24 protein-coding genes are annotated in these 17,162 nt (G+C 40.6%); 8 read left to right on the forward strand and 16 right to left on the reverse strand.

Translation table 11 applies throughout. The features are described 5' to 3' along the window. Position 1: 1 nt before the first annotated feature. Positions 2–394 (forward strand): DUF6768 family protein, encoded by a 393-nt coding sequence (locus VUI23_RS17620; protein ID WP_342805210.1) that lies wholly within the window; start codon positions 2–4, stop codon positions 392–394. Positions 395–528: 134 nt separating this feature from the next. Then, the gene (locus VUI23_RS17625) at positions 529–999 is read left to right on the forward strand and encodes a Dps family protein (RefSeq protein WP_303471664.1); all 471 of its coding nucleotides are present in this window, start codon (positions 529–531) and stop codon (positions 997–999) included. A gap of 222 nt (positions 1,000–1,221) precedes the next feature. Here VUI23_RS17625 and VUI23_RS17630 read toward each other — a convergent pair whose 3' ends face one another. Both VUI23_RS17630 and VUI23_RS17635 read right to left on the reverse strand, forming a co-directional pair. After that, positions 1,222–3,135: a GGDEF domain-containing protein gene (locus VUI23_RS17630; protein ID WP_342805212.1), complete on the reverse strand. Its 1,914-nt coding sequence runs from the start codon at positions 3,133–3,135 to the stop codon at positions 1,222–1,224. Between the two features lie 326 nt (positions 3,136–3,461). Continuing rightward, entirely contained in the window at positions 3,462–3,998 is a 537-nt protein-coding gene (locus VUI23_RS17635; protein WP_342805214.1) for a prepilin-type N-terminal cleavage/methylation domain-containing protein, read from the reverse strand. Positions 3,999–4,400: 402 nt separating this feature from the next. Here VUI23_RS17635 and VUI23_RS17640 point away from each other — a divergent pair, with 402 nt between their 5' ends. After that, entirely contained in the window at positions 4,401–4,955 is a 555-nt protein-coding gene (locus tag VUI23_RS17640; RefSeq protein WP_216048878.1) for a TMEM165/GDT1 family protein, read from the forward strand. A 47-nt stretch (positions 4,956–5,002) separates the two neighbouring features. Here VUI23_RS17640 and VUI23_RS17645 read toward each other — a convergent pair whose 3' ends face one another. The 13 genes from VUI23_RS17645 to rpsJ form a co-directional block, all read right to left on the reverse strand. Beyond that, positions 5,003–5,806 (reverse strand): transporter substrate-binding domain-containing protein, encoded by an 804-nt coding sequence (locus VUI23_RS17645; protein ID WP_342805215.1) that lies wholly within the window; start codon positions 5,804–5,806, stop codon positions 5,003–5,005. Positions 5,807–6,092: 286 nt separating this feature from the next. Further along, positions 6,093–6,860 carry a transporter substrate-binding domain-containing protein gene (locus VUI23_RS17650; RefSeq protein ID WP_342805217.1) on the reverse strand — a complete coding sequence of 256 codons (768 nt, stop codon included), beginning with the start codon at positions 6,858–6,860 and terminating at the stop codon, positions 6,093–6,095. A 159-nt stretch (positions 6,861–7,019) separates the two neighbouring features. Next, a complete protein-coding gene (gene rpsQ / locus VUI23_RS17655) occupies positions 7,020–7,280 on the reverse strand; it encodes a 30S ribosomal protein S17 (protein WP_216048881.1) in 261 nt (86 codons plus the stop codon). Beyond that, a complete protein-coding gene (rpmC, locus tag VUI23_RS17660) occupies positions 7,280–7,468 on the reverse strand; it encodes a 50S ribosomal protein L29 (RefSeq protein WP_216048882.1) in 189 nt (62 codons plus the stop codon). The genes rpsQ and rpmC overlap by 1 nt, the downstream gene beginning before the upstream one ends. Continuing rightward, positions 7,468–7,881 carry a 50S ribosomal protein L16 gene (gene rplP / locus VUI23_RS17665; protein WP_216048883.1) on the reverse strand — a complete coding sequence of 138 codons (414 nt, stop codon included), beginning with the start codon at positions 7,879–7,881 and terminating at the stop codon, positions 7,468–7,470. The genes rpmC and rplP overlap by 1 nt, the downstream gene beginning before the upstream one ends. Positions 7,882–7,886: 5 nt before the next feature. Further along, on the reverse strand, positions 7,887–8,588 hold the full coding sequence (rpsC, locus tag VUI23_RS17670; protein WP_216048884.1) for a 30S ribosomal protein S3: 702 nt from the start codon (positions 8,586–8,588) through the stop codon (positions 7,887–7,889). Positions 8,589–8,598: 10 nt separating this feature from the next. Then, complete coding sequence (rplV, locus tag VUI23_RS17675; RefSeq protein WP_008845781.1) at positions 8,599–8,928, reverse strand: 50S ribosomal protein L22; 330 nt, start codon at positions 8,926–8,928, stop codon at positions 8,599–8,601. Positions 8,929–8,939: 11 nt separating this feature from the next. After that, positions 8,940–9,215, reverse strand: coding sequence for a 30S ribosomal protein S19 (rpsS, locus tag VUI23_RS17680; protein WP_014107406.1), 276 nt, complete (start codon positions 9,213–9,215; stop codon positions 8,940–8,942). A gap of 15 nt (positions 9,216–9,230) precedes the next feature. Beyond that, the gene (gene rplB, locus VUI23_RS17685) at positions 9,231–10,055 is read right to left on the reverse strand and encodes a 50S ribosomal protein L2 (RefSeq protein ID WP_216048885.1); all 825 of its coding nucleotides are present in this window, start codon (positions 10,053–10,055) and stop codon (positions 9,231–9,233) included. 14 nt (positions 10,056–10,069) lie between these two features. Next, a complete protein-coding gene (rplW, locus tag VUI23_RS17690; RefSeq protein ID WP_216048886.1) occupies positions 10,070–10,372 on the reverse strand; it encodes a 50S ribosomal protein L23 in 303 nt (100 codons plus the stop codon). After that, a complete protein-coding gene (gene rplD / locus VUI23_RS17695; protein WP_216048887.1) occupies positions 10,369–10,974 on the reverse strand; it encodes a 50S ribosomal protein L4 in 606 nt (201 codons plus the stop codon). Before rplD ends, rplW begins: the two co-directional genes overlap by 4 nt. Positions 10,975–10,991: 17 nt before the next feature. Continuing rightward, on the reverse strand, positions 10,992–11,630 hold the full coding sequence (rplC, locus tag VUI23_RS17700; RefSeq protein WP_342805219.1) for a 50S ribosomal protein L3: 639 nt from the start codon (positions 11,628–11,630) through the stop codon (positions 10,992–10,994). Between the two features lie 18 nt (positions 11,631–11,648). Next, complete coding sequence (rpsJ, locus tag VUI23_RS17705; protein WP_006002183.1) at positions 11,649–11,960, reverse strand: 30S ribosomal protein S10; 312 nt, start codon at positions 11,958–11,960, stop codon at positions 11,649–11,651. 459 nt (positions 11,961–12,419) lie between these two features. On the opposite strand from rpsJ, the gene VUI23_RS17710 reads away from it, so the two are divergent. The 5 genes from VUI23_RS17710 to VUI23_RS17730 all read left to right on the forward strand — a co-directional run bounded on the left by VUI23_RS17710 (position 12,420) and on the right by VUI23_RS17730 (position 15,546). Next, positions 12,420–12,587 carry a class IIb bacteriocin, lactobin A/cerein 7B family gene (locus tag VUI23_RS17710; RefSeq protein ID WP_216048889.1) on the forward strand — a complete coding sequence of 56 codons (168 nt, stop codon included), beginning with the start codon at positions 12,420–12,422 and terminating at the stop codon, positions 12,585–12,587. A gap of 15 nt (positions 12,588–12,602) precedes the next feature. Continuing rightward, a complete protein-coding gene (locus VUI23_RS17715; RefSeq protein WP_216048890.1) occupies positions 12,603–12,758 on the forward strand; it encodes a hypothetical protein in 156 nt (51 codons plus the stop codon). 73 nt (positions 12,759–12,831) lie between these two features. Beyond that, positions 12,832–13,044, forward strand: coding sequence for a hypothetical protein (locus VUI23_RS17720; protein WP_216048891.1), 213 nt, complete (start codon positions 12,832–12,834; stop codon positions 13,042–13,044). A 4-nt stretch (positions 13,045–13,048) separates the two neighbouring features. Then, a complete protein-coding gene (locus VUI23_RS17725) occupies positions 13,049–13,261 on the forward strand; it encodes a hypothetical protein (protein WP_303499212.1) in 213 nt (70 codons plus the stop codon). A 62-nt stretch (positions 13,262–13,323) separates the two neighbouring features. Further along, positions 13,324–15,546: a GspE/PulE family protein gene (locus VUI23_RS17730; protein ID WP_303499211.1), complete on the forward strand. Its 2,223-nt coding sequence runs from the start codon at positions 13,324–13,326 to the stop codon at positions 15,544–15,546. Positions 15,547–15,614: 68 nt separating this feature from the next. Here the strand turns inward: VUI23_RS17730 and VUI23_RS17735 are convergent, their stop codons facing one another. Further along, positions 15,615–17,024, reverse strand: a complete 1,410-nt coding sequence (locus tag VUI23_RS17735; RefSeq protein WP_342805221.1) for a DUF5610 domain-containing protein — start codon at positions 17,022–17,024, stop codon at positions 15,615–15,617. Positions 17,025–17,162 lie beyond the last annotated feature (138 nt).

Genomic DNA, 17,162 nt, shown 5'->3' on the forward strand with positions numbered 1-17,162 from the left:
AATGAGTGATATTAATCAAAAAATTTTAGCGGCCATGCAACAACAAAGCAATGCTGAAAAGGTATCTGAACAAGAAGCAAATACATTGCAACTTATTGGTCGAAGCTTTAAAGGGACATTCAAATTTACGGCCATCGCGATTATTTCCCTGCAAGTTATATTCATAGGATTGGCGATTTATTTCGGGTTCAATCTATTCAATGAACAAAATATTGGAATTAAATTACACTGGCTGCTTGGAACACTTGTGGCTTTTATCATCTTCGCAGCTATGCGCTTATGGTTGTTCATGGAATTAAATCGATTGTCTGTACTCAGAGAAGTTAAACGAGTTGAGCTACAGCTAGCTTTGTTAACCAACCAATTGATTAATAATAATAAATTTGACGGTTGAACTTTTTCTGACATTAAACGTTTATATATTGAGAGATTGATATAGTGAAGCGATAAACTCAATCGATAAAACTAATTATACAAAATTTTCTAAACGACTATACTGATTAGCAGATTCTTAGATAACAAGGAGAAATTATGAAAATTGACATTGGTATTAATGAAACAGATCGTAATCAAATCGCTGAAGGTTTGAAAAAGTTACTGGCAGATAGCTATACCTTGTATCTCCAAACCCATAATTTTCACTGGAATGTGACGGGTCCTCAATTCAGAGAGTTACATTTGATGTTTGAAGAACATTATACTGAGTTAGCGGTTGCTGTTGATGATATAGCAGAACGGATCCGGACTTTGGGTATGGTTGCACCAGGGACCTATAAAGAGTTTGCAAAACTGAGCGCAATTAAAGAAGTCGATGGCGTCCCCGCGTCAGAAGAAATGGTTAAAATTCTGTTGCAGGGTCATGAGCAAGTGGTTAAAACTTGTAGAGAGGCCCTTAAAGTAGCTCAAGATGCAGATGACGAATCTTCTGCAGCATTGGTATCAGATAGAATGCGTGTACATGAAAAGACCGCGTGGATGCTTAGAGCAACTCTAAGATAGTAGTTCGCAACCTACTTGATTGTAAACTTGTAGGCTAACTGTGCATCATTATCATACTTACCGTCTTGTCGACTTAATATTTATTTTGAAGTGGACAAAGACGGTATTTTGTTTCTGACGTGTGCAAAATGTTGGGATTCTGACTGCCTAGTAGGCCAGACAATCTGGTTAACTCAGGCCGCATTTTGAATCAGTTATTCCATCAAGCAAGTAACAGTCAAATTAGCCCGTAGGTTCTACTTTGTGTTTAAACTGCATCTCATCTGTGTATGTTTGCACCTGATTCTTACCTTTGGCTTTGGCTTCATAAAGTGCTGCGTCAGCTAAGCTGGCGAGCTCAAGAAAGTCATTGCACTGCTCTAAGTTTGCCGCCAAACCAAGACTAAAAGTAACCTCGCCCACTTTTAAACCCGCTTGTGAGATGTGCTCTTGAATATTCTGGAAAAGACGTTTGGCTAATTGATTGCCTTCTTTTTCACTGCTATTTGGTAAAACGAATAGAAACTCTTCACCACCAATTCGCCCTACATAGTCGGAAGCCCGTAATGCCTCTTTGCAAATTGAAGCAACGAACTTCAGCACTTTATCTCCTTCAGCGTGTCCGTAATTGTCATTTACTAATTTGAAATTATCCACGTCGAGCATCAGTACACATAAGTTCTGTTTGTAACGTTTACTAATAGCAAAGGCCTGCTCCCCGGATTCCAAGATACTCCTGCGATTGCGTAATCCAGTCAGATTATCCAATATGGCTAGGCGTTTATTTTTGCGATAAAGCTGGTATATTATCGCAAGAAATAACATCACAATAACGGTAAAAACCACTAAACCAAGGACTATCCATTGCTGTCTTTTTTGCAATTGCGTTTGCTGTTCTAACTGGGTTTGTAACAATTCATTCTTTTCGTCTAAAAACTGATTTTCCAGTTGTTGTTGTGCCAAATTAAATTCACTGTTTAATCTTGCGGTTTGACTTGTAATATCTAATCGAGCTTTGGCCAAAAGAGCACGTTCCGACTTATACATATAATCGTAGGCTTTCTGAAATTCGCCTTTTTCGTTTAGTATTCTTGCATATTGATTAAATGCATCCCATTGGCCTGCTAAATCATCGGTTTCGGCAGCCATTAACGCAGCTTTTTCAGCGTAACTTAAAGCTCGGTCAAGAAAGCCATTAGCGTTTAAAATTGAACTGTAATGCACGTAAGAGTTAGCGATAGTGACTGGGTTGTTCAATTCTTCCCGTAAAGTCACAGATTCGCCAATCCACCTCAAGGCTTCGGTATCATTACCATCTTTACTGTGAAAATACGATTTAAGTAGGTAGGCATACGCCAAAGAAGAAATATCTTCCATTTTGACAAATACCTGAATTGCATTATCCAATAAAAAGAATGCCTGTTTTCGGTCGCCTACAATATTGATCATTTGCCCTTCACTCATTAATGAGATGGCCCTAAATATGGTGTCATGTTCGGCAAACATTTGTTTAGATAATCGATAAAAAACTTCAGCTTGTTCGTAATTTTTCAGCTCGTAATTTACATCGCCACTGTAGTACAGAGATAGCCCAGAAAGTATCGACCAATTATTAGCGTTGGCAATATGGTTCACCTCAGACAGTGATTCAGTAGCCTTAGTGTAACGTTGCAAATACCCGTCATTGATACCGCTGTACATGGTCAATACGGCAGTAAGATAAATCAACTCAGGTTGTTGTTTATTTGCGATGTTTAAAATATCCAGAATGTCTTTCGCTTGGTTAAAAGAGGTATCTGCAGCAACATATTGACTTAATGAAAAGTAACTATACCCCCTAAATATCTGCCACTTGAGTGAATTCACACCATTGGATTGGCCTACACCCAGCTCAGCCAACTCATCTAACACTTCGGTTAGTAACTCAACCCGATCAAATTGCAATAACAACGATGCCAAAGAGAAATTGTTTTTCACCTGCTCTTCAACGGTTGCAGAATCAGCAATACGATTTACTAAAGTGGCGTGTATTTGTGAAAAAGGAGTTTGATTATCTGCATGTTGAAAGAAAAACGCAGTTTCAGCTCTGACTAAAAAACTACAGAACATAAGCATTATTGCCAGTAGAGGTGGAATATTAATTGAGCGCAACGTCATAAATGGTAACTGCCCACTATATGCTTAAAAAAAACAGATACTTAAATAGTTGTTTATTCGAGCAAAATAAGCAACACATAAATACTAATTTAGGTTAAGAAAGTACAATCAAAGTGGCTTTTGAGAACATTATTGCCCTTATGAAAAGCGTGTAGATATCCTAAAGCTTGGATGTGTGAATGCTAAACTTGTTTGTTACTGTAAAGGCATTAATTCGAGATAATCATAGAAAAACCGATAATTATAGGCAAGGCGTTATTGCGGCAGTGTCGGCTAAATCGTCTTAATACTGATTGCGCTTAGGCGCACCAGAGTGAGTATCTGGTCTACATATTAACTTTTTGAATTTCACCTGCTGAGCCGGCATATGTCTGACCCAATAAAGTTATACCAGCTACATCATTAATAAAATATGCAAAGTGCGGAAGATCACCAGACGCAAAGGTACTGTCGTTGTATTTTTTCCCATAAATACACAGATTGCTTAATCCAATCGCACTCCACCCAGTGACTTGAGGGCTGCTGTTACTAATTGCGTTCATGGTTGCTGCATCTTCCATCAAACTATCCCACAAACTAATACACAGAGCCGTTCCGACACCGGTGCCAGTAGGCCATTCGGAGGTGCTATCAATTTCAACAGTTGAGCCGTGCACAACTATCGGACTCGTTTTCCTTACCAAGTAAGTATTGCGGACCAAATCAACAGAAGACTTAAACGCCGCCGTCTCACCTTTCATAACGGCAAGATTCGCGTCGTCAGACAAGTTGATATAACGTGGCAAAGCGGTAACCGCTAAAATCCCTAATATCACAATGACAATGATGAGTTCTATGAGTGTAAAACCACGTTGTTTTAACAAAGTTCTTTTCCTTGCTCTTTTCCTTTCTTTTTTCCATTTTTGAAAGGCAGATTCAGTAGAGTAATTTATTGAAAGTAGGCTGAAACGATAAAATAAATAAAGATTAAAAACAAGTAATTAGAATATTTTTTAAGCATAAAAAGAAGTGCAAACTACAGCAATTAGGAATTTCAAACAAAATAAAAAAGCCATTGCAATTTATGTGTAACAAATTAAAATTCAATTATCGCTTCGGGGGAGTAGCCTGCTCAATTCATTGAGTAAATCTGTCAACATAATTGTGCGAAAACGGCATATGGTAGATTTGTATCCACTAGGATATCGGCAAGACCTGAGGTGCAATGCGATTCGAACAGCGGGCGAATGGCTTTGTACCTTTTTTTACCCCGCAGAGAATCATTTATGGAAGCTTTTTTCACTTCAACTTTAACCGTTTCCCTTGCCGAAATAGGCGATAAAACCCAGCTACTTGCATTACTCCTAACAATTAAATTTCGAAATAAAAGCGCGCTCGTAGCTGGAATAATTATAGCCACTTTGATCAATCACGGTATATCCGCCTGGTTTGGCTTATACATCGGCAACTTTTTGTCTTCTGACATCGCAAATTGGATTATTGGGGCTAGTTTTATCGCCGTCGGTCTGTGGCTGTTAATCCCCGATAAAGACGAAGAAACAACAAATCAGTTTGATAAATATGGGGCATTTATCGCGACCTTTATTTTGTTTTTTATTGCCGAAATTGGTGATAAAACACAAGTAGCAACCGTGTTGTTAGGTGCGCAGTATCAATCTATATGGCTGGTTACTGCAGGGACAACCTTAGGAATGTTAATTGCCAATGTGCCGGTTATATTTTTAGGTAAGAAACTAATGCAAAGACTGCCTGTGAAGGCTGTCCACATAGCAGCTGCAATATTATTCTGTCTTATTGGAGTATCAAGTTTTATTTGGTAGAAAATCAATGGCGTAGTCTAGTCTAACAAAGTAATTGCCCATAGATGCTAACAGCTTGTTTTAGATGCTAATTCAGTAGCTCCACCGTGAAAGCGAATCGAATCACTCAACTGACCGGAATTTTGAAAAATACGCCATTGCTGATTCAAGTTGGAAATAATATCGCTTCGTTGTTTATTTATCACGAAGGCTAACGGAGCTTCATGAATAGAATTAGGTGATTGATAAAAAGTAGTATCACAAAATTGCTTCTGGTTGAGTACAGCGTTGGCATTGTACTCATTCATAACAGCATAATCACAACGGCCTTTCACTAGCATATTGGCGATAGCTATTTGTGAACTTGAATCTACCCTTATAAGTTTTTTATCCTTGAATAACTGAGTTAAGGATGGATATATATATCCCCTGCGTGCACAAATTAATGATTTAGGTAAGGTAGACAATGAGAATGGCTGACTAAATTGATTCACAGAATACAAAAAAGTTTTGTGAAGTATCAAATCATCGCTATATAGGACTTCGTCAGGATTATCTAACCACACTGGACTTGATAGAAAAAGATCAGCTTTTCCATTTAAAACCAAGTATTCGTTTCTGGCTCTACTAGAATCTAAAAACTGTACATCAAATCTGTTTTCTTCTGTAAAACTGTTGAAAAAGTCTACAATGATTCCTTGGTATCGGCGATTTTCATCATCAAAATATAAATACGGTGGTGAACCTGGATCATTTATCGCAAATAGAATTTTGCTTGCGCCATTTTTTTGAACTGAATTTGGGCTGGCGTTAAGCGTCCCCCAAAAGATTAAACTGCCAACAAGCAATATTTTACTGAAACACTTTAGCACTTCTAAAACCTCGAACGACAAAAACGCTAACTTTAATTTAATCACAGAATTTAGTAGGACTATATAGATTAGAAGCTCTGAAGCAAACTTTTATCGAACTTCCTATCTCGCCCAAAATGGAAGCCATGGATATAGATAGTACCCATAATATTCGTGTTTCGATTTTATCCCTTACACAATCTACAGCAAAACCAAGATTAAATATTTGTTGCGAGCAGACAACTCCTGAAGATAGTGATAATAGTGTACGAACATTGTAAAACTATGCGATGTTCAGAATGAAATTTTAGTATGGTTTATCCTCTTTTTCAGAAAAAATTTGTTCGGGTACAGATACCCCATATTTCTGAAAATACCGATTAACTTGACCTGTCTTTCGGTACTTAAGCATAACTCGGGCTATATCATCATAAAAGCGGATTGCTTTAGAATTTCTAGGAATACTAATGTAATAATAATTTAAAAAAGAATCTTCAAAGGACACCTTTTCGAAACGGCCTTCAAATAAATCGATATTGTGTGACGGTGAAGTTACTACAACATCAATTCTTGCCATCTCTAACATGCCGATTAATTGCTCAGTCCTGCCGACCAATATCAGCTTATCTTGGTTAAGTTTAGAAAATTCGGCTGAGTAAAAAACACCACGAATCGCGCCCAATTTGACGTGTTGTAAATCTTCGTAGGAGGTTATATCACCTTTAAATTCATTGGATTTAAAAAAAGACAGAGTTCTTTTTCTAATCCCGTAATTAATCGGCTTTAAAACAGCCAGACGCTGCTCGGTCATAGAATGTCGAACTAACAAATCAACATTACCGCGTTTGGCCTCTTTCATTGATCGTATCCACGGTGCATAAATCCAATCTATATCGTGACCTAACTCGTTGAGAACGTCTTCAACTAGCTCAGGAATAACACCTATACACTTTTTACCATCAAAATATAATTCCGGCGGAAAATCCCGGCAGTGGGATACAAAGGTGTCTGCCATGACGCGCAAAGGCGATGTGGCGACAATAAGCATCACAATTATTCGAACAGCTTTAATCATATAATTATTTTAAATTTAAGACCTCCACAGTATAGCCATAGTCTTGTCCAAGTTTACACTTATTTTAATGATAGGCAGTTTGATGATCATTTTTTAATATAAGCCGAAAACAAAAAAGCCGCTCAATGAGCGGCTTTCTAATTTTACGTAAAGCTCTACTTAAATAGCAGTAGCTTTAGTCACTACGTCAACCAAAGTCCAGTTTTTAGACTTTGACAAAGGACGACATTCAGTAATAGTTACTACGTCACCTTCGTTACACTGGTTAGTTTCGTCATGGGCGTGAAGTTTAGTCGAACGCTTTTGGAACTTCCCATAAATAGGGTGTTTTACGAAACGTTCAACAACAACAGTAATGGTTTTATCCATCTTGTTGCTTACCACACGACCGCGAACTGTACGAATTTGTTGTTCAGTCATTAGCTATCAGCCTTTTCAGTCAGAATGGTTTTAACACGCGCAATGTTACGACGCACTTTACGTAGCTGGTCAGTCTTTTCCAACTGTCCAGTGCTGTGCTGCATACGTAGGTTAAACTGTTCGCGAAGAAGGTTTAACAACTCTGCGTTCAATTCTTCTACGTTTTTGGCTTTCAGTTCAGCTTTCATTACATCACCGTCCGAGTTACAAAGGTTGTTTTAAATGGCAATTTAGCCGCTGCCAATTCAAACGCTTCGCGAGCCAATGATTCTGGAACACCTTCCATCTCATATAACACACGGCCCGGTTGAATTTGGCATACCCAGTACTCAACGTTACCTTTACCTTTACCTTGACGCACTTCTAGAGGCTTCTCAGTAATTGGCTTGTCAGGGAAAACTCGTATCCAAATTTTACCTTGACGTTTAACGTGACGAGTCATAGCACGACGGGCTGCTTCAATTTGACGAGCAGTCATACGACCACGGCCAATTGATTTCAATCCGTAAGTACCAAAGCTAACTTTGCCGCCCGCAACTGCCATGCCGCGGTTGCGACCTTTATGCATTTTGCGGAATTTCATACGTTTAGGTTGTAACATAATTATTAGCCCTCACGCTTAGCAGAACGGCCTTTCTTCTTAGGTGCTTGAGCAGGTTGCTCTTGCGTAAGAGGCAATCCGCCTAGTACTTCACCTTTGAAGATCCAAACTTTTACGCCAATGATGCCGTAAGTAGTCAAAGCTTCTGAAGTTGCATAGTCGATATCAGCACGGAAAGTGTGTAGTGGTACACGACCTTCACGATACCATTCTGAACGTGCAATTTCTGCTCCGCCCAAACGACCGCTTACTTCAACCTTGATACCTTTAGCGCCAAGACGCATTGCATTCTGTACAGCACGCTTCATAGCACGACGGAACATTACGCGACGTTCTAATTGGCTAGAAATACTGTCAGCAACAAGCTGGCCATCTAGTTCAGGTTTACGCACTTCAGCAATATTGATCTGAGCTGGCACACCGGCTAGCTTAGATACAAATTTGCGAAGCTTCTCTACATCTTCGCCTTTCTTACCGATTACAACACCAGGGCGAGCTGTGTGAATAGTCACACGTATGCTTTTTGCTGGGCGCTCGATAACGATTTTTGAAAGAGACGCGTTTTTCAATTCTTTAGTCAGGTATTTACGTACCTGGTGATCATTAAACAGGTTGTCTGCATATTCCGCTGTGTTAGCGTACCAAGTAGACGTCCATGGTTTGCTGATACCCAGGCGTATACCTGTAGGATGTACCTTCTGTCCCATTTCTAATCTCCTAGTCCGCTACTACAACAGTGATATGACTGCTGCGTTTAAAGATACGATCAGCTCGGCCTTTGGCTCTTGGCTTGATACGCTTCATAGTTGGGCCTTCATCAACGAAGATTTTTGCGACAGTCAACTCATCGATGTCTGCGCCTTCATTGTGTTCAGCGTTCGCAATCGCAGACTCTAGTACTTTTTTGACTAGAGCAGCACTTTTCTTCGGACTATAAGTCAGAACTTCAAGCGCCTTTTCAACGTGTAAACCGCGAATTTGATCTGCAACCAAGCGTGCTTTTTGAGCCGAAGAACGGGCAAAACGATGTTTAGCTAAAGCTTCCATAATTTTTCCTCTTATCTCTTCGCTTTCTTATCCGCGACATGGCCGCGGTAAGTACGCGTTGGAGCAAATTCGCCCAACTTATGGCCAACCATTTCGTCAGAGACGAAAACAGGTACGTGCTGGCGACCGTTATGGACCGCAATGGTCAACCCAATCATATCTGGGATGATCATGGAGCGACGAGACCAAGTCTTAATTGGTTTCTTTTCGCCCTTTTCCACTGCAGCCTCTACCTTCTTCAGCAAGTGCAGGTCAATAAATGGACCTTTCTTGAGAGAACGTGGCATGGTGAATCCTCGCTGTTACTTGTTACGACGACGTACGATAAGTTTATCGGTACGCTTGTTACTACGGGTTTTCTTACCCTTAGTTGGTACACCCCAAGGTGAAACTGGATGACGGCCACCAGAGGTACGACCTTCACCACCACCATGTGGGTGATCTACTGGGTTCATGGCTACACCACGAACTGTTGGACGCACACCGCGCCAACGTGTTGCACCAGCTTTACCCAGTGAACGTAGCATGTGTTCAGCGTTACCAACTTCACCAATAGTGGCGCGGCAATCGGCTAGAACTCTGCGTACTTCACCAGAACGTAGACGAAGTGTTACATAACCTTCGGCACGCGCTAATATTTGTGCATATTGTCCTGCAGAACGAGCAATTTGAGCACCTTTACCAGGCTTCATCTCAATAGCGTGTACAGTTGTACCTACTGGGATGTTACGCATTGGCATGGCGTTACCCGCTTTGATTGGAGCATCAGCGCCAGACTGTATAGGTTGTCCAGCTTGAGCACCTTTCGGAGCAAGAATATAACGACGCTCACCATCAGCATAAAGCACAAGTGCAATATTAGCTGAACGGTTAGGATCGTATTCCAAACGTTCAATTTTGGCTGGAATGCCATCTTTGTTACGTTTGAAGTCAATTAAACGATAATGCTGTTTGTGACCACCACCAATGTGACGCACAGTAATGCGACCATTGTTGTTACGACCACCAGACTTGCTGTTTTTCTCAAGCAATGGTGCGTAAGGTGCGCCTTTATGTAGATCAGGATTTGTAACCTGAACTACGTGACGACGACCAGCAGAAGTCGGCTTAGCTTTTAATAATGGCATATCAAATCCCCTTCTTAAGCTTCGCCACCGACGAAGTCGATGTCTTGACCTTCTTTAAGCACAACGTATGCTTTTTTCCAGTCGTTACGCTTACCAAAAGACTGACCGTGACGCTTGGTTTTACCCTTCACGTTTAAGGTACGAACGCTGCTAACTTCAACTTCAAACAGTTTTTCAACTGCCGCTTTGATTTCAGCTTTGTTTGCGTCTTTTACGACTTTGAAAACAACAGCGTTGTTGCCTTCAGCAGCCATGGTTGATTTTTCAGAAACATGCGGTGCTAAAAGCACCTTAAGTAAACGCTCTTCAGAGATCATGCTAACGACTCCTCTAGCTGTTTAACTGCATCGGCAGTGATTAACACTTTTTCGAATGCAATTAAGCTTACTGGGTCAATGCCTTGAACATCACGAACGTCAACTTTATACAAGTTACGAGCAGCCAAGAACAAGTTCTCTTCTACTTCTGACGTTACGATTAACACGTCGTTAAGCTCAAGTTCGTCAAGCTTAGCAATCAATGCTTTTGTTTTAGGTGCATCAACACCAAATTTTTCTACCACAATCAAGCGATCTTGACGTACCAATTCAGAAAGGATGCTACGAATAGCTCCACGGTACATCTTTTTATTTACTTTTTGACTGTGATCTTGAGGTTTGGCTGCAAACGCACGGCCACCACCAACCCAAATTGGGCTGCGGATTGTACCAGCACGGGCACGACCTGTACCTTTTTGACGCCAAGGCTTCTTGCCACCGCCTCTAACTTCAGAGCGTGTTTTTTGTGCTTTAGAACCCTGACGGGCACCTGCACCGTAAGCCACTACTACTTGGTGTACTAGCGCTTCGTTAAAATCACGTCCAAAGGTTGCTTCGGAGACTTCAAGAGCGCTATTCGCGTCTTTCAATACTAATTCCATCACTTAACTCCCAGACGTTACGCTTTAACTGCAGGCTTGACGATAACGTCACTGCCTGGAGCACCAGGTACTGCACCTTTGATTAGAAGAAGGTTGTTCTCTGCGTCAACACGTACTAATTCCAAAGATTGAGTAGTCACAGCTTTATTGCCTAATTGGCCAGCCATTTTCTTCCCTTTGAAAACTTTACCTGGAGATTGGTTTTGGCCAATCGAACCAGGAGCACGGTGAGACAAAGAGTTACCATGTGTCATACGTTGGTGACTAAAGTTCCAACGTTTGATAGCACCGGCAAAACCTTTACCTTTAGAAGTTCCTGCAACATCAACTTTTGTAGCTTCAGTAAAGATTTCAACAGTAATTTCACTGCCTACTTCAATACCTTCGCCTTCGTTGCTGTCTAAACGAAACTCCCATAAACCACGGCCCGCTTCCACGCCAGCTTTAGCAAAATGACCTGCTGAAGCTTTATTAACGCGGTTTGCTTTTTTATCACCAGCGGTTACTTGTAGCGCGCGATACCCATCTGTTTCTTCAGTACGTAACTGAGTCACACGGTTTGGGGTCGCTTCTATAACAGTCACAGGAATTGAAACACCATCTTCAGTGAAGATACGCGTCATTCCTACTTTACGACCGATAAGACCAATCGCCATTGTTAAAACCCTCTCTTGTTAGCCCAGGCTGATTTGAACATCAACACCGGCAGCCAAGTCCAATCTCATCAATGCATCAACTGTTTTATCAGTTGGTTCAATGATATCTACCAAACGCTTATGTGTACGGATTTCATACTGATCACGTGCGTCTTTATTCACGTGAGGTGAAACCAATATTGTATAGCGTTCCTTGCGAGTAGGTAGTGGAATAGGACCGCTAACCTGAGCACCTGTACGTTTCGCAGTTTCAACGATTTCAGCCGTAGACTGATCGATCAACTTGTGATCAAACGCTTTCAAACGAATACGAATTCTTTGATTTGGCATCGATTAAGCTCCAATCGAAAGAACAAAAAAAACCATCCACACCAACCTTTCATTAGGTGGGAGGATGCATGTAAACCGATGACCCACAATTGGGGTCTTGTTCATAATATTTCAGCTTTTTCTCAAACTCCCCACTTACATGGTTAATTATTGATAGGGCTGAAATCACTACCCATCAGGGCGAGTGGGCGCGAATTATACATGTGTGAAGATTTATTGCAACGCCTATTACTAATAAAAGTCGAGTTTAGAAGGTTTTTTTATAAGTACAACAATTAAGAGAAATAATAGCGATAAAAAACTGTACCAAGGGACAGGTGTATTTTAGTTACCATTTCACTAACCTTTTGATATTGCATTGATGTAGGAAAGTATTAACAACCACATTAGCGCAATAAAGAGTTCGTAGGTGATGTTTAGCCATACGACGAATTTTAATTAATCAAAAGGAATTCGCAAATGCGAGAATTGAATGTAATGCAATTAGAAGAAGTGAATGGTGGTGTAGCCCCTTTAGTTGTGGCTTTTGGCGCCGGCATGTCAGCGGTAGGCTATATTAACAGCCTACCGGGGCTCATGGCATTTGGCAGAGGGCTTGGTTTCGGTTGGTATGATGCTACTCATTAATTAAAAGGAGCTTTTATGATCGAATTAAATAAAATTGAATTGGTAGAAGTTTCAGGAGGAATGCCCGACAACGAAGTCACAGGTTACGCTATCGGCTACGGTGTTGGGTATGTGTTCGGAGGAAAAGCTGGTTACCAACTTGGGATCTCCATATATAACTTATTCCACTGATTTAGCTCAATGATAGAAGGGGATATGCCTCCCCTTTTATTTTTTATAAAACAAAAATTTTTAAGGAAGTGTTATGGACCGTAAATTTATAATATTCGCCAATGCTATTTTATTTTTTATGATAGCTACTAATCTCTGGAGTGCGACTTATAGTTGGATTGTGAATGATATTGATATGTCAACTAATCCCAATTTACAAACCGCTTTGCTCTATATCATCTGCGGTTTTTTGTTCAATGAGTACACAACAGAAAAATCCTCAAAAACAGATAGCAATGAAGGCTAATAATATGCCACCTAAATTAATCACCTTTATAAATTGGATATTTTATATAGCGATTGGATTCGCCTTCATACAGGCAATCGGTGACTGGTATGGACAAGGAACTGATATACTCGCAAATCCTATTATGCATGGCGCAATGCTGTTAAGCATTATGGGCTTTTTATTCAACCAAAATGTGAAACCAAGCGAGTCCGATGAGAAGCAATCTAAATCTTAGGTTTTGTTAATGATTACACTCAGTTATAGTTAGGGAATAAGTAATGACACTGACCGTAGTAGATGGCAACAGAACTTGTTATTGAAGAGACTCTTCAAAAAATAGACAGATTGTTAGAAGCACATCCTTCATTGATGGATGCTTATCAGCAATTGGAACCGATTATTCTGAATTTGTTTGAAGCTCAGCGTATGAGTATTTTTCAACGCAGGCGTCAACATCAAGACTTGGTTGCCCGTTTTAAAACGGGTAAAGAGACACTTCAAATTAAAGTTCCTATCAGTCCCCAGTCCATAGCTGGGTATGTTGCACTGAGTCAAAAACCATTATTGATTAGTGATCCTTATAATGCGCAAGAGCTCGCGGAAATACATCCTCGCCTAAAGTTTGCCGACAAATTTGATAAAAACAGTTCCTTTAAAACTGAAAATATCATTTGTGTGCCGATTTTGAACGCCGGCGTGTTGATGGGCGTAATGCAGATTATTAATAAAAAAGTAGGTTCCTTTGGTGATGCCGACCTGCGCTTAGCGAATTCGTTGTCAGAAATATTAGGCAATAAATTTCGTTATGAGTTAGGTGGCACCAGTAATCCGTTTGATTATCTTGTTCATCGCAAATTGATGTCTGAAAAAGATCTCAAACAATTTACTGAATCCAGTAAAGATATCCGCCAGTTAATCCAACGCATGGTATCAGAAGCCCGTATCCCTGAAGATGAATTGGGTAATGCATTATCAGTTCACTATCAAGTTCCTTATATTAGTTATCTTCCTGAGAAATATCACGTATTACAAAGTGGCAATAAATTAAACCTGTCTTATTTAAAACGAAACTACGTTGTGGTGTTAGCAGACGCCTCTGAAAACCCGATAGTTTTAATGGCAGAACCTAACAATGCTGCACTTTTGATGGAAATTGAAAGCGCATTAGGGATAGACAGTTATGAAATCTCCGTAGGCTTGCCCAATCAAGTTTTACAATATTTAGGGGCAGGCGGTGGTGGTGGTACGCCAGGCGAGATGGATGAAATACTGGACGAAATTGGTACCAGTAGTGAAGAATTAGATGATACCAGTGAGGAGATGTCGGATGATGCTCCTGCAGTGGTACGTTTGGTTAGTCGTGTTCTGCACGACGCAAAACGACTAAATGCGTCAGATATTCATGTGGATCCAGAAAAGAACGGTCCAACTCGGGTACGAATGCGTATCGACGGTGTTTGTCGAGATATTACACAAGTTCCAGCGTCTCACCATAGTGCGGTTATTGCCCGTATAAAAATCATGTCAAACTTGAACATCGCAGAAAAGCGTGTCCCTCAAGATGGCAAGTTGGCATTTAAAATGTCTGGCCAATTGGTTGAAGTTCGGGTCGCGACAATACCCACAGTAGCCGGCGAAGGCGTGGTCATGAGGATATTGGCCTCGGGTGGCGCCTTGCCCATTGAAAAAATGAACATCTCACCAAAAAATATGAGCATGTTGCGGGTAATGATCAAAAAGCCCCATGGAATATTGCTAGTTGTAGGTCCAACTGGTTCAGGTAAAACTACCACTTTGCATGCAATATTGGGATATTTAAACACACCAGATAAGAAAATTTGGACTGCCGAAGATCCGGTGGAAATAACCCAACCTGGTTTACAACAAGTTCAGGTCAGTCCCAAAATAGGTTTTACCTTTGCTAATGCATTGCGGGCTTTCTTGCGGGCCGATCCGGATATCATCCTGATTGGTGAAATGCGGGATAAAGAAACCGCTCATGCCGGTATTGAAGCATCCTTAACCGGTCACTTGGTGCTTTCGACTCTGCACACAAATTCAGCGCCAGAAACAATAACCCGATTATTAGATTTAGGATTAGATCCGGTTAACTTTTCTGATGCCTGTGTTGGTATTATGGCGCAACGTTTGATTCGTACATTATGCTCTAACTGCAAAGAAGAATATGAAGCTTCCGAAACAGACATGGCATTTATCCGCCGTCAATACGGTGAAGAATATCTTCAAGAACTGGATCTTCAAGAGCCATTGAGGTTGCACCGAGGAAAAGGTTGTGATGATTGCGGTGACACTGGTTATAAAGGAAGAACCGGTGTACATGAACTTCTCACCATGACTCCAGATCTTCGCTCGCTTGTCTACAAAGAAGCATCGGTAACAGAAATGAAAGCCCAGGCAATGCGAGACGGTATGCGTACTCTTACCCAAGACGGTATTTTGAAAGTCTTAAAGGGTGACACTGATATCGCGCAAATTCAGATCATCAGTGGGGCTGATTAATCCAAAGGCACTTCAGTTTATGCACTAGTGCCACAGCCTGTTAATAAACTGTGGCACTAGTCTCTAAACTATTGTTCAGATTCAGATGATTGATTTGCAGTGGGCAAATTATTCAATAACTGTTTATTGAATGCATGAAAATCATTGATTGCCGACACCAAATCATTTGTACCTAAATCCTGCACTTCATTAATAATGCTATTAATCAAAGTTTCGTACTGATCACCATCGGCTAACTTTTGCTGTGATTGCTCAAACACATTCAACATTTTTTGTAAGTAATCACTTACTCTCTCCACCGGCTTTGATGACTGTTCTTGACTACCTTGCTCATCGCTGTAGTGTGAGACTGACTCGTAAGTTTTAACTACTTCCACTTGCTCTTGTCGAGTTAACTGCAAAGCGAAGCCGGTTAGCTCCTGTTCATCAAAACCAATTTCTAAGGCCTGTTCGAAGGCCCGTTCGATATCACCATCAAAAAACGTCGTAGCCAAATCATTAGCATCAGAAACTAACTGGCCAATGGACTGCAACTCACTTTCGTCTAACTCTCCAGATACAGAAAAGCTGTAATTATTCTGTGCAATAAACACCGACTGCTGCACTTCTGTTTGTTTAGTGGCGGCTTGAGACGTTTCAGATTGAGTATTAGATTGAGCTGATACTTCTTCAGCTTCGTTGTTGGCAGTTTCTACTGTTTCATTTCCAGCACTGTCAATACCAGCCCGTGGCAATACATCATTGTGCTCAATGTTTGGTTCTTGCTTAATCTGTTTTTCTTGTTGCAATAAAACCTGTCGATTTAATTCGAATTGTTTTAAATCTTCGAAACGAATAACCACTTCATCACCGTCTCGAGTGCGGATCTGTAATTCGCCATTTTGTTGGCTGGAGGCAGAAAGACTCTCTGTTATTAACGAAGTATCTGATTGCAATTCCCTATCTTCTGGATCACTCTGACTACCGAAGAGTTTATCTTGTAAACGCTGAATTCCCTGTTCAATCAAATCGGCACTTCGGCCTATTCCGTCGGAAATTTCTTCGTTCATAAAACCAGATAAATCTTTTTCAGCCAGCTTAATACCTTTAGAAACACCGGAACGTGCTTGTTCGAATAAACTAACTAATGTTTCTTCATCTGCCCCATTACGAGCAGCGCCAGATATCACTCCACCAACAAATTGGAGCACATTCTTGGCCACTTCCTCGAAGTCAAACAGACTCTTGTTAGTTTCTTCTGGGTTTTTAAGATTGGCCCGCTTCTCATCAATTTGTAATGTTTGATTGAGCGAGCTATTGTAAATTCTTAACCCGACTGTGGTTTGCGAGCTGAGTTTGCTAACCGTAGATTCTGCAGGCGCACTTATACCCGCTTCGGCTTGTCTTAAACCCGCTTCGCGCAATTGATTTTTCACAGCGTCATTGGGATTAACCTGAGTTTTATCTCCCATAAACGCTTTAATTTCACCGAAATTCATGTGCAATACCTCACTATCCTCATGTAATAGTATCGGCTATAAATTCACTTTATTGAGAAATTAAATTAAATAACTCCGCTAATATGGGAAATAATCAGTCAAATTAGTGCTTTACCCTATGTACGATAAAACAAAAAC

Source organism: Alteromonas sp. M12 (assembly GCF_037478005.1).
GTDB lineage: Bacteria > Pseudomonadota > Gammaproteobacteria > Enterobacterales > Alteromonadaceae > Aliiglaciecola > Aliiglaciecola lipolytica_A.